This window comes from Mesorhizobium sp. M7A.F.Ca.US.002.01.1.1 (assembly GCF_004022955.1).
Lineage (GTDB): Bacteria > Pseudomonadota > Alphaproteobacteria > Rhizobiales > Rhizobiaceae > Mesorhizobium > Mesorhizobium ciceri.
In genome coordinates, this window is the sequence record NZ_RZQE01000143.1 from 1 (window position 1) to 12,528 (window position 12,528).

Here is a 12,528-nt window from a genome sequence, read left to right on the forward strand (position 1 = left end):
GGTAGAAGGCAATCAGTGTCTGGGCCGCGCGCCGTTCGCTGGCCGGCATCGTGCCGATGCGGTCGGCGATCAGTTCGGCAATGTTGGAAATCATCTTTTCCCCACCCTTGGCTCGGTCGATGGTCTTTTCCGAAATCGCATTTGACAAAGCCGGACAAACTGTATGAAATCATCCACAGGGACGCAATGAGGCAAAATACGTAACATACGATACAGCGCTCCCCGGGGACGGCAGAGTATGGAGAAAGCACGGCCCGCCAGCCTTGCATCGTCTGATACCGTAAGGGTGACGAACCCCGGCGGATCAAGCCCTTTCGTGCTGACCTGCGATCACGCCTCGAACTTCCTGCCCGCCGAATTCGGCACGCTCGGCCTTGCTGTCGAGGACCTGTCGCGCCACATCGCCTGGGATCCCGGCGCGCTGCCGGTTGCCCGCCGCATGGCGCAGGCGCTCGACGCGACGCTGGTCGAAACCCGCATTTCGCGCCTTGTCATCGACTGCAACCGGCCGCTTGACGCGCCCGACCTGGTGCCGCCGGTCAGTGAGACAACGGCCATACCGGGCAATGCCGGCCTGTCGGAAAGTGAGCGTGCCGCGCGTGTCGCGCTTTCGTGGCGCCCTTTCCACGATACGATTGCGGATATCATCAGCCACAGGCTGTCACACGGTCAGGAAACGCGGCTGGTTTCGGTCCATTCCTTCACGCCGGTATACAAGGGCCGCAACCGGCCCTGGCATATCGGCATCATCCATGACGAGGATCGCCGGCTGGCGGCGCCGCTGATATCGGCGCTGAAGCGGCTTTCCGGTGTCACCGTCGGGGTCAACGAGCCGTATTCACCTGATGACCGAGTCTATTTCACGCTGGAACGGCATGCGCGCCCGCGCGGACTGCCCTGCGCGATGATCGAAATCCGCAATGACGAAATCGCCGGCGAGACCGGGCAGCGGAAATGGGCGGATCTGCTCACGGGCATTTTTTCGGATCTGGAGCCAGAGGAGGCCGGACACACCAGATCGCATTCAGTCGGAAAGTCAGTTCAATCGGCTAGCTAGGGCGGGATCTCATCCCGACCCGAAAACCAACAGGGGACACTAAAATGGCAGCACCGGGTTATACTGAAGTTGACAAGGCGGAGGACGTAAAGCACCTCCACAGCATGGGCTATGCCCAGGAATTGGAGCGGCGCCTCAGTCGCTTTTCGAACTTCGCCGTTTCCTTCTCCATCATCTGCATCCTGTCGGGCGGCATCAATTCGCTGGCCCAGGCCACCTCCGGCGCCGGCGGCATCGGCATCGGCATCGGCTGGCTGGTCGGCTGCTTCGTTTCGCTGACCTTTGCGGTCGCCATGTCGCAGATCAGCTCGGCCTATCCGACGGCCGGCGGCCTCTATCACTGGGGTTCGATCCTCGGCAACCGCGGCACCGGCTGGGTCACCGCATGGCTCAATCTGCTCGGCCTGATCACCGTGCTCGGCGCCATCAATGTCGGCACCTGGACGTTTTTCATCGGCGCTTTCGGCCCGACGCTCGGAATCGAAGGCACGCTGACAAACCAGATGATCTTTCTGATCATCATCACCGGCGCGCAGGCGCTGATCAACCATCTCGGCATCAAGCTGACGGCGAAGCTGACCGATTTCTCGGGCTATCTCATCTTCTTCGGCTCGATCCTGATCGCCATCGTCTGCCTGGCTTCCGCTGAGACCTGGGATTTCAGCCGTCTCTTCACCTTCAAGAACTATTCCGGGGACGCAGGCGCCGGCGTGTGGCCATCCGTCTCGAATGCCTGGGTGTTCGCGCTCGGACTGTTGCTGCCGATCTACACGATCACCGGTTATGACGCTTCCGCGCACACCTCGGAGGAAACCATCAAGGCGGCTTCTTCCGTGCCGCGCGCCATGGTCATGTCGGTGATCTGGTCGGCCGTTTTCGGCTATCTGTTCCTGGCCGCCTTCGTGCTGATGATCCCGAACATGGACGATGCCGCCAAGCAGGGCTGGAACGTGTTCTTCTGGGCCTTCGACCAGCGTGTAAGCCCCGGCATCAAGGAGTTCGTCTACCTCGTCGTGTTCGTCGCGCAGCTGCTGTGCGGCCTTGCCACGGTGACGTCTGCCTCGCGCATGATCTTCGCCTTCTCGCGTGACGGCGGCCTGCCGGGTTCGGCGGCACTCGCCAAGGTCAGCCCGACCTACCGCACGCCGGTGGCGGCGATCTGGACGGCTTCGATCCTGTCGGTGCTGTTCGTCTGGGGTTCGACGCTGGTTTCGGTCGCAGGCACTTCGGCCTACACCATCGTGGTTTCCTGCACCGTCATCTTCCTGTTCCTCTCCTTCACCGTGCCGATCGTGCTCGGCATGCTCGCCTGGGGCACGCCGAAGTGGGACAAGATGGGTCCCTGGAACATGGGGCGCGGCGTGTTCATGCTGTTCGCCTTCCTGTCGATCGTCTCAATGATCCTGATCTTCATCATCGGCATCCAGCCGCCGAACGATTGGGCGCTCTACATCACCGTCGGCTTCTTCATCCTGACGGCAGTCGTCTGGTTCGGCTTCGAGAAGCGCCGCTTCCAGGGGCCGCCGCTCGGCGACATCATTGCGGCGCGTCAGGCGGCCATCAAGGCGGCCGAACAGGCAGTCGGCGAAACCGGCCACTGACCTCCACCATCATGGCCATGGCCGGCATCGTGCCGGCCATGGTTTCGTTCAACTCATTCAAAGCCCAAGCGCTGGAGTGCCAAAGGAATGGCCGGAAATTTCTCGTTCGATCAGTTGAAGAAAGCGGTCTCCAGCGGTGAGATCGACACCGTGCTGGCCTGCATCGTCGACATGCAGGGACGGCTGGCGGGAAAACGCTTCCTGGCGCAGTACTTCGTCGATTCCGCGCATGACGAAACGCATGGATGCAATTATCTGCTGGCCGCCGACATCGATATGGAGCCGGTGCCGGGCTACAAGGCGGCGAGTTGGTCGAAGGGCTATGGCGATTTCGTCATGAAGCCGGATCTCGCCACGCTGCGGCGCATTCCCTGGCTGGAAAAGACCGCGCTCGTGATCTGCGACGTGCTCGACCACCACACGCATGACGACCTGCCGCATTCGCCGCGCGCCATCTTGAAGAAGCAGGTCAAGCGGCTGAGCGAGCGCGGCTATATCGGCTATTTCGCATCCGAGCTCGAATTCTATCTGTTCAACGAGACCTACGATTCGGCCCGCAAGAAGCACTGGCAAGGTCTCGACACCGCATCGCCCTATATCGGCGACTACCAGATCGGCATCACCACCAAGGAAGAAGGCGTCATGCGCCGGCTTCGCAACGAAATGGAAGCGGCCGGCATTCCGATCGAGAATTCCAAGGGCGAGTGGGGTCCGGGCCAGGAAGAGATCAATGTGCGCTATGCCGAGGCGCTCGACATGGCCGACCGCCACGTCATCCTGAAGAACGGCGCCAAGGAAATCGCCGAGTCCGAGGGCAAGGCGATTTCGTTCATGTCCAAGTATAATTACGGGCTCGCCGGCAATTCCAGCCACATCCACAATTCGCTGTGGAGCGCCGACGGCAAGACACCGCTGTTCTTCGACAAAAAGGCCGACTGGACGCTGTCGACACTCGGCCAGCAATGGGCCGCCGGCCAGCTCAAATACGCCAAGGAATTCACCTGGTTCCTGGCGCCCTATATCAACTCCTACAAGCGCTTCCAGGCCGGCACCTTCGCGCCGACCAAGATCATGTGGAGCGAGGACAACCGCACCGCAGGCTTCCGCCTGTGCGGCGAGGGCACCAAGGGCATCCGCATGGAATGCCGCATCGGTGGCGCCGACCTCAACCCGTATCTTGCTTTCGCAGCCCTGATCGCCGCCGGCCTTGCCGGCATCGACGAAAAGCTGGAATTGCAGAAGCCGTTCGTCGGCGATGCCTATCAGGCATCTCGCCTGCCGGAGATTCCGAAGACGCTGCGCGATGCCACCGACACGCTGGCGAAGTCGAAGATGCTCAAGCAGGCGCTCGGCGAGGATGTGCTCGAACACTATGTCCACACCGCAAAGTGGGAGCAGTTCGAATACGACCGCCGGATTACGGATTGGGAACTGCACAGAGGGTTCGAGCGGTATTAGGTATCGACGGTTCGTTGGCGCCCCCCTTCACTCTTAGCCTCTCCCTGTGGGGAGAGGCTGCCGGCAGGCAGATGAGGGGCAGCGCCAGGCCATACGATTTTGTTGTAGAATACGAGGACTTACAAAATGACCGAGACGGTCAAACTCATTACCCCCGTCGATGGCTCGATCTATGCCGAGCGGCCGATTGCTACAGACCAGGCGATCAACGCCGCAGTGGAACGCGCCAAGGCGGCGCAAGAGAAGTGGGCTGAGACACCTATCGTCGAGCGCGGCAAGTACATGTTGGCTATGCTGGAAGCGCTGGTCGCGATGACCGACGAGATCGTGCCGGAGATCGCCTGGCAGATGGGGCGCCCCGTGCGCTATGGCGGCGAATTCGGCGGCGTCAGGGAACGCACCAACTACATGGTCGAGATCGCCGAGCAGGCGCTCAAATCGGTGCCGGCCTCCAACCCCAAGGACGGTTTCCGCCGCTATGTGAAGAAAGACCCGCTCGGCGTCGTCATGGTGATCGCGCCGTGGAATTATCCCTATCTGACCGCCGTCAACACCATCGTGCCGGCGCTGATGGCCGGCAACACCGTGATCCTGAAGCATGCGGCGCAGACGCTGCTGGTCGGCGAACGCTTTCAGCAGGCTTTCGACAAGATCGGCCTGCCCAAGGGCGTGTTCCAGAATGTCGTGCTGAACCACGCCCAGACCGAAAGGCTGCTCGGCTCGGGCAAGATCGACCACGTCAATTTCACCGGTTCGGTCGGCGGCGGCCGCGCCATCGAAAAAGCGGCGGCGGGCACCTTCATGACGCTCGGCCTCGAGCTTGGCGGCAAGGATCCGGCCTATGTGCTGCCCGACGCCAAGATGGACCATGCGGTCGCCAATCTGGTCGACGGCGCCTTCTACAATTCCGGCCAGTGCTGCTGCGGCATCGAACGCGTTTATGTGCACGAGAAGGTCTATGACGAATTCGTCGAAGGCTTCATCGCCGAGACCAAGAACTATGTCCTCGGCAATCCGCTCGATCAGGCGACGACGATGGGACCGATGGCGCAGGCGCGCTTTGCTGACCTGATCCGTGAACAGAAGGCGGAAGCGCTGCGCAAGGGTGCCAAGGCGCACATCAACATGAAGGTGGCTAACGACAAGGCTGGTTCGCCTTATCTGGCACCTGAGGTGCTGACAGAAGTCGATCATCAGATGAGCGTCATGCGCGAGGAAAGCTTTGGCCCGATCGTCGGCATCATGAAGGTGCGCAACGACGAAGAGGCGATCGCGCTGATGAACGACAGTCCCTACGGGCTGACCGCTTCGATCTGGACGCGCGATACCGAGCATGCCGTGGCGATCGGCAACCGCGTCGAGACCGGCACGGTGTTCATGAACCGCTGCGACTACCTCGACCCCGCCTTGGTCTGGACCGGCGTCAAGGACACCGGCAAGGGTGCGGGCTTGTCGGCCATCGGCTACGACAATCTGACCCGGCCGAAATCATTCCATCTGCGCGAAGCCATCTGATTTATTGAAAGACAAAAATGTCCAAGCTGATCTCCAAATGGAACTACCCCACCACCGTCCGCTTCGGCGCCGGCCGCATCAAGGAATTGCCTGAGGTGCTGGCGGCCACCGGCATCAAGCGGCCGTTGTTCGTCACCGACCCTGGACTGGCGAAACTGCCGGTCGTCGCCTCGACGCTGAAGATTCTCGACGACGCCAAGGTTCCCTACGGCGTCTTCTCCGAGGTCAGGCCTAACCCGGTCGAGTCCAATCTGACCGCCGGCATCGCCGTGTTCAAGAAGGGCAAGCATGACGGCGTCATCGCCTTCGGCGGCGGTTCGGCGCTCGATCTCGGCAAGCTGATCGCCTTCCAGGCCGGGCAGGTCAGGCCGGTATGGGATTTCGAGGATGTCGACGACTGGTGGACGCGCGCCAATTCGGACGCCATCGCGCCGATCATCGCCGTGCCGACCACCGCCGGGACCGGATCGGAAGTTGGCCGCGCCGGCGTTATCACCAATGAGGCGACGCACACCAAGAAGGTCATCTTCCATCCGAAACTTTTGCCAGCAATCGTCATTGCCGATCCGGAGCTGTCGGTCGGCATGCCCGGCTTCATCACCGCCGGCACCGGCATGGATGCGCTCGCCCACTGTCTCGAGGCCTATTGCGCGCCGGGCTATCATCCGATGGCCGACGGCATCGCCGTCGAAGGTGTGAGGCTGGTCTTCGAGAACCTGCCGAAGGCCTATGCCAACGGCAGGGATCTCGTCGCGCGCGCCCACATGATGAGCGCCGCCGCCATGGGCGCCACTGCCTTCCAGAAGGGGCTCGGCGCCATCCATTCGCTGTCGCATCCGGTCGGTGCGCTCTATGACACCCATCACGGCATGACCAATGCGGTGTTCATGCCCTATGTGCTCGCCTTCAACCGTGACTCCATCGAGGAGCGTATCGGCCGGCTCGCCGCCTATTGCGGCATCAAGGGCGGCTTCGACGGGTTCGCCAAGGCGATTATCAAGCTGCGCAAGGAATTGAAGGTGCCGCATGCGCTGCCGGGCCTTATCAAGGGGCTCGACATGGACAAGAAACGCAAGGCGCTGATCGCCGACATGGCGGTGGTCGATCCGACCGCCGGCGGTAACCCGGTCAAGCTGACCAAGAAGGCGGCGCTGACCTTGCTCGAAAACGCCATTGCCGGCACGGTCTGAGGCGTTTTCCGCGCCGCAAAGTGATCTGAAAAGGGGCTATGAAAACAAGGGGGAGGATGACGGGCAAGGCACAAACTAGTTAGCCGGAAAAAGAATCGCGGAGCGATTGCTACATCAGGTTAAAAAGAGTTTACTTTTTCGCACTGCGAGCAGCCGCTTTCACAAAGCTTTCATCTGGCTGTCACATGAAAACGATACCGCATCGCAGGCGTCCAACGGCGTCAGTTCAACGGAGAGAACACATGTTCAAGTTCACGGGGAAAGTGCTTTCCCTTTCGGCCGCGGCGCTTTTCGCGTCGACGGTGATTTCGTCCGCGGATTCGCTGGACGATCTCGTCAAGGCCGCCAAGGCGGAAGGCCAGCTCACCACCATCGCGCTGCCGCATGACTGGTGCGGCTATGGCGATGTCATCGCAGGTTTCAAGGCGAAGTATCCGGAAATCACCGTCAACGAACTCAACCCCGACGCCGGCTCCGGCGACGAGGTCGAGGCGATCAAGGCCAACAAGGACAACAAGGGCCCGCAGGCGCCCGACGTCATCGACGTCGGCCTGTCCTTCGGCCCGACCGCCAAGGCCGATGGCCTGATCCAGCCTTACAAGGTGTCGACCTGGGACTCGATCCCCGACAGCGCCAAGGATGCCGACGGCTTCTGGTACGGCGACTATTACGGCGTTCTGTCGTTCATGGTGAACAAGGACCTGATCAAGGAATCGCCCACCGACTGGGCCGACCTCTTGAAGCCGGAATTCGCCAACGCGGTCGCTCTTGCCGGCGATCCGCGCGTTTCAAACCAAGCCATCCAGGCTGTCTACGCCGCCGGCCTTTCCGGTGGCGCCGCAGCCGGTGAAGCTGCCGGCACTGCTGGCCTAGACTTCTTCAAGAAGCTCAACGCGGCCGGCAATTTCGTTCCGGTCGTGGGCAAGCCGGCAACGCTTGCCCAGGGTCAGACTCCGATCCTGATCAACTGGGACTACAACGCGCTCGCCGGCCGCGACACGCTGAAGGGCAACCCGCCCGTCGACGTCATCGTGCCGAAGACCGGCGTCGTCGCCGGCGTCTACGTGCAGGCGATCAGCGCCTACGCGCCGCATCCGAATGCAGCCAAGCTGTGGATGGAATACCTCTACTCCGACGAAGGCCAGATCGGCTGGCTGAAGGGCTATTGCCACCCGATCCGCTTCAACGATCTCGCCAAGAACGGCAAGATCCCGGCGGACGTGCTGGCCAAGCTGCCGCCGGCGGAATCCTATGCCTCGGCCGCGTTCCCGTCGCTCGACGAGCAGGCTAAGGCCAAGGAAGCTATCAGCAAGAACTGGGACGCCACTGTCGGCGCCAACGTCAAGTAAGACTTGAAATCCACCGGGCGGCCGCGAGGCCGCCCGGTCCTTCCTCGAAGACGGTAGCCGGCGCATGACCGATCTCTCGCTTTCAAATCAGGCATTCGCCACCAAGCCGGTGCCGCCGAAGGAGGCGACCGCCTTCCGCTTGCCGACGCAATGGATAGGCGTGGCGCCGTTCTTCATCTTTGCCCTAATGTTCTTGATCCTGCCCACGCTCTATCTCGTCGTGGGAGCCTTCCGGAACGGTGAAGGCGGGTTCACGCTCGACAATATTCTGCAGCTGGTCAGCGATCCGTCGATCAGCAATTCTTACTGGTCTTCGATCAAGATCAGTTTCTGGTCGGCCATCATCGGGGCGTTTGCCGGGCTCGCCATCGCGATCGCGATCGTGCGCGGCGGACTGCCAAGCTGGACGCGCTCCGCGACCCTGACGTTTTCGGGCGTCGCCTCGAATTTTGCCGGCTTGCCGCTCGCCTTCGCGTTCCTGGCTACGCTCGGCCGCGTCGGTATCGTCACGACGCTTCTGCGTGACGTGCTCAACATCAACATTTACGCGATGGGCTTCAATTTTCTCACCACAACGGGCCTGATCGCGGTCTATCTGTTCTTTCAGATTCCCCTGATGGTGGTCATCATCGTACCAGCCATCGACGGCTTGAAGAAGGAGTGGGGCGAGGCTGCGGCCACGCTCGGTGCCACGCAGGCGCAGTACTGGCGCATGGTTGTCATCCCTGTGATATGGCCGAGTTTTCTCGGTACGGTCATCCTGTTGTTTGCGAACGCCTTCGGCGCCATCGCCACCGCTTATGCGTTTGCCGGTCCGACGCTTAATATCGTTCCGATCAAGCTCTACTCGCAGATGAATGGCGACGTGCTGCACAACCCGCAACTCGCTTATGCCATAGCCTTTGGCATGATCGTCATCACCGGGCTTGCGAATGTCTTCTACATCTGGTTTCGGACTCGGTCCGAAAGGTGGCTCAAATGAAGTCGGGTAAGTTCTGGGCCTGGGTCGTCTTTGTTGTCGGGGCTGCCTATTTCTTTATTCCGTTGATGGCGACGGTCGAGTTCTCGCTGCGCATGCGGCGCGGCGTCCACTCCTTCGACGCCTATCAAGTCGTGCTGGGAGACGCGCGCTTCCAGTCAACTTTCCTCTTTTCAGTCATCGCTGCGCTCTGCACCATTATCCTGGGGGTGCTGATCGTGGTGCCGGCGGCATACTGGATCCGGCTGCGTCTGCCTCAGCTCAGGCCAATCGTCGAATTCATCACCCTTTTGCCGCTGGTCATTCCGGCAATCGTCATCGTCTTCGGCTATATCAGGATGTACGGCTCGAACTCGCCGCTGCCATTCTTGGCAAGCAATTGGGGTGCGAACGCGTTGCTTGTCATTGGCTATACGACGCTGTCTCTGCCTTACATGTATCGGGCCGTTGACACCGGTCTGCGCACCATCGATGTGCGTACGCTGACCGAAGCCGCGCAAATTCTGGGTGCGGGCTGGGGCACCATCATCACCCGCGTCATCCTGCCCAATGTGCTGATCGCGGTGCTGTCCGGCGCATTCCTGACTTTCGCCATCGTCATTGGCGAGTTTACAATGGCCAGCCTGCTCAGCCGTCCGGCTTTCGGCCCGTATCTGCAGAACATCGGCGCCAACCGTGCATACGAGCCCGCAGCCCTTGCAGTGATCGCCTTCGCCATCACCTGGGGCTGCATGTCGCTGATCCAGATCCTGTCCCGCTTCGCGCCGAAATCGGCGAACCGCCCAAATTGATCGAGAGAACCACGCCATGGCCGACCCATTCCTCTCCATCCAGCACGTTCGAAAATCCTTCGGCGCCACCACGGTGGTGGAGGACTTCAATCTCGACGTAGAGCGCGGCGAATTCGTCTCCTTCCTCGGGCCATCCGGCTGCGGCAAGACGACGGTGTTGCGCATGGTTGCCGGTTTCGAGGAGCCGAGCGCGGGCACGATCGTCGTCAGCGGCAAGGACATTACGAGACTGAAGCCCAACCAGCGCAATGTCGGCATGGTGTTCCAGGCCTATGCCCTGTTCCCGAACCTGACCGTGGCGCAGAATATCGGCTTCGGCTTGAAGGTCGCTGGCATGCCGAGGGCGGACATCGATGCCCGCGTCGCCGAGATGCTCGGCATCATCAAGCTGCCGCAGATGGCGGATCGCTATCCCTACCAGCTCTCGGGCGGCCAGCAGCAGCGCATCGCGCTAGCCCGCGCCATCGCGCCGAAGCCAAAGCTGCTGCTGCTCGACGAGCCGCTGTCGGCGCTCGACGCCAAGGTGCGCGTGTCGCTGCGCGAGGAAATCCGGTCGATCCAGAAGAAGCTCGGCATCACCACCATCTTCGTCACGCACGACCAGGAAGAGGCGCTGTCGATCTCGGACCGCATCGCCGTCATGTATGGCGGCAAGGCCGAGCAGGTCGGCACGCCATTCGAGATCTACAACCGGCCGGCAACCAAGTTCGTCGCCAATTTCGTCGGCACGCTGAATGTGCTGGAAGGCACCGTCACCGATGCCGCCGCGGGCACGGTGAGGGTCAATTCCGAACAGGTCTCGCTCAAGGGCAAGCTCAACGGTTCCAAGTCGGGCGACACGCTGTCCCTGGCGCTGCGTCCGGAAGTTATTTCGCTGGGCCGCCAGCCTGGCCGTGACTCCAGCCTATCCGGAGAAATCTCCGAAGTGCATTTCCTCGGATCGGTCATCCGGGTTCGTGTCGGCATCGGCGGCAACACGGTCTCGCTCGACACGTTCAACAGCCCGGCAACGCCGCCCCCCGCAGTTGGTGAGAAGGCCGAGATCTCGTTTTCTTCGAGCGATATGCTCGTGCTGCACTAGGCTGCTGCGCTTGTTTGGAATGAATGGCTGTATCCCGGTTAGCGAAGGGGGAAGGATGCTTCCGCCGCGTGGCATGGGCTGCAGTGCAGGGAAGTCCGCGTTTAAGCGCGCCCCATATCAGATGATTTCAATGTCGGTGTGGACGGCGATTTGTCAGGAAGCAATTCGAGGTATTTTCTGCCGGCTCGAGCTTGCCGGGTAATCAACAATTTCCAGCCGCTTTGCCGCTGCCAGAATCTCGCTTCCCGGCTATAAGAGGCCATGGTTCTTTTCGAACTGACACTCGTTCTGCTGTTGATCGCCGTTGCGCTGACGGCGCTGTCGCGGCGCGTGCAGGTTCCTTATCCCTCTTTGCTGGCGCTGGCAGGGGTGGCCATCGCCTTCGTGCCTGGCGTGCCGACCATCGAGATCGACCCGGAACTGGCGCTTGCCCTGTTCATCGCGCCGGTACTGCTCGACGCCGCCTATGACACGTCGCTGCGCGATCTCAACCGCTACAAGGTGCCGCTTGTGCTGCTGGCGCTTGGTGCCGTCCTTTTCACGACAGCGACGGTGGCGCTGGCCGGCTGGGCGATGGCAGGTCTGCCGATTGCCGCGGCCATAGCGCTTGGCGCCATCGTGGCGCCGCCCGATGCGGTTGCGGCATCGGCCGTACTTGGCCAGTTCAAGGTGCCGCATCGCATCACTGCCATTCTGCAAGGCGAGAGCCTGCTTAACGACGCCACCGCGCTGCTGATTTACCGAATGGCGATTTCTGCGGCAGCAGGCTCCATTCTGCTGAGCAGCGCCGTTCCGATGATCCTGCTGTCCACGCTCGGCAGTCTTGCGGCCGGCTATCTGCTTGGCCGGTTGTCTCTGATGACGCTGGGCCGGATCGAGGACCCGGCGAGCGGCACTGTGGTGCAATTTGCCGGCACGTTCGGGGTCTGGATCCTGGCCGACAGGATCGGACTGTCGGCCATCATCACCATAGTCGTCTATGCCATGACGATCGCCCGCACCGCGCCGCGCCGCATGCCGGCCAGAAACCGCATCAGCTCTTATTCCGTCTGGGAAACGGCGGTCTTCGTGCTCAATGTTCTGGCTTTCGTGCTGATGGGCCTGCAGGCGCGTACGATCGTCGGCCGGCTTGCCGGGCAGGGGCAGACCGATGCGTTCGTCCTGGCCGGGACAGTGCTCGCCATCGTCATCGTCTCACGCTTCGTCTGGGTTCTGGGGTGCGGCGCGATCATCAGGTGGTTTGACCGTTTCGGCGTGGCTGATCGTCAGCGTGACGCTCCGTCGTTTCGTGGCGGCGTGCTGATCGGCTGGTGCGGGATGCGCGGTTTGGTGACGCTTGCGGCGGCATTCGCCCTGCCGGCTGAATTCCCGGCCCGCGACCCGATCGTGCTCGCTGCCTTCACGGTCGTCCTCGGCACGCTGGTGCTGCAAGGCATGAGCCTGAAGCCGCTGCTGCGCCTTTTGAATCTCAATCCTGACGAAACGGTCGACCGCGAGGTTGCGCAGG

At 61.6% G+C, this 12,528-nt stretch carries 10 protein-coding genes and 1 pseudogene; 10 read left to right on the forward strand and 1 reads right to left on the reverse strand.

Features of this window, described 5'->3' with window-relative positions:
* A pseudogene (locus EN932_RS38920) lies at positions 1-94 on the reverse strand (RpiR family transcriptional regulator); the annotation flags it as partial.
* A gap of 144 nt (positions 95-238) precedes the next feature.
* Between EN932_RS38920 and EN932_RS16130 the strand changes: the two are divergent.
* The 10 genes from EN932_RS16130 to EN932_RS16175 all read left to right on the forward strand — a co-directional run.
* Entirely contained in the window at positions 239-1,057 is an 819-nt protein-coding gene (locus tag EN932_RS16130; RefSeq protein WP_127366004.1) for an N-formylglutamate amidohydrolase, read from the forward strand.
* Positions 1,058-1,101: 44 nt separating this feature from the next.
* Positions 1,102-2,658 (forward strand): amino acid permease, encoded by a 1,557-nt coding sequence (locus EN932_RS16135; protein ID WP_013529681.1) that lies wholly within the window; start codon positions 1,102-1,104, stop codon positions 2,656-2,658.
* Between the two features lie 87 nt (positions 2,659-2,745).
* Complete coding sequence (locus EN932_RS16140; protein WP_013529682.1) at positions 2,746-4,116, forward strand: glutamine synthetase family protein; 1,371 nt, start codon at positions 2,746-2,748, stop codon at positions 4,114-4,116.
* A 126-nt stretch (positions 4,117-4,242) separates the two neighbouring features.
* Positions 4,243-5,631: an aldehyde dehydrogenase family protein gene (locus EN932_RS16145; protein ID WP_127368668.1), complete on the forward strand. Its 1,389-nt coding sequence runs from the start codon at positions 4,243-4,245 to the stop codon at positions 5,629-5,631.
* 17 nt (positions 5,632-5,648) lie between these two features.
* Positions 5,649-6,821, forward strand: coding sequence for an iron-containing alcohol dehydrogenase (locus tag EN932_RS16150; protein ID WP_013529684.1), 1,173 nt, complete (start codon positions 5,649-5,651; stop codon positions 6,819-6,821).
* Positions 6,822-7,063: 242 nt separating this feature from the next.
* On the forward strand, positions 7,064-8,170 hold the full coding sequence (locus tag EN932_RS16155; RefSeq protein WP_013529685.1) for an ABC transporter substrate-binding protein: 1,107 nt from the start codon (positions 7,064-7,066) through the stop codon (positions 8,168-8,170).
* A 187-nt stretch (positions 8,171-8,357) separates the two neighbouring features.
* Positions 8,358-9,152, forward strand: a complete 795-nt coding sequence (locus tag EN932_RS16160; protein WP_224621361.1) for an ABC transporter permease subunit — start codon at positions 8,358-8,360, stop codon at positions 9,150-9,152.
* Entirely contained in the window at positions 9,149-9,940 is a 792-nt protein-coding gene (locus EN932_RS16165; RefSeq protein ID WP_013529687.1) for an ABC transporter permease, read from the forward strand. Before EN932_RS16160 ends, EN932_RS16165 begins: the two co-directional genes overlap by 4 nt.
* A gap of 16 nt (positions 9,941-9,956) precedes the next feature.
* Complete coding sequence (locus tag EN932_RS16170; RefSeq protein WP_127368667.1) at positions 9,957-11,021, forward strand: ABC transporter ATP-binding protein; 1,065 nt, start codon at positions 9,957-9,959, stop codon at positions 11,019-11,021.
* Positions 11,022-11,282: 261 nt separating this feature from the next.
* On the forward strand, positions 11,283-12,528 hold a 1,246-nt coding region (locus tag EN932_RS16175; RefSeq protein ID WP_164890502.1), incomplete at its 3' end, for a sodium:proton antiporter.

Excerpts from the sequence above, each read along its gene's own strand:
- EN932_RS16165 (WP_013529687.1), top strand. The coding sequence starts at position 9,149 with ATGAAGTCGGGTAAGTTCTGGGCCTGGGTCGTCTTTGTTGTCGGGGCT.
- EN932_RS16130 (WP_127366004.1), top strand. The coding sequence starts at position 239 with ATGGAGAAAGCACGGCCCGCCAGCCTTGCATCGTCTGATACCGTAAGG.
- EN932_RS16170 (WP_127368667.1), top strand. The coding sequence starts at position 9,957 with ATGGCCGACCCATTCCTCTCCATCCAGCACGTTCGAAAATCCTTCGGC.
- EN932_RS16155 (WP_013529685.1), top strand. The coding sequence starts at position 7,064 with ATGTTCAAGTTCACGGGGAAAGTGCTTTCCCTTTCGGCCGCGGCGCTT.
- EN932_RS16145 (WP_127368668.1), top strand. The coding sequence starts at position 4,243 with ATGACCGAGACGGTCAAACTCATTACCCCCGTCGATGGCTCGATCTAT.
- EN932_RS16140 (WP_013529682.1), top strand. The coding sequence starts at position 2,746 with ATGGCCGGAAATTTCTCGTTCGATCAGTTGAAGAAAGCGGTCTCCAGC.
- EN932_RS16150 (WP_013529684.1), top strand. The coding sequence starts at position 5,649 with ATGTCCAAGCTGATCTCCAAATGGAACTACCCCACCACCGTCCGCTTC.
- EN932_RS16160 (WP_224621361.1), top strand. The coding sequence starts at position 8,358 with ATGTTCTTGATCCTGCCCACGCTCTATCTCGTCGTGGGAGCCTTCCGG.
- EN932_RS16135 (WP_013529681.1), top strand. The coding sequence starts at position 1,102 with ATGGCAGCACCGGGTTATACTGAAGTTGACAAGGCGGAGGACGTAAAG.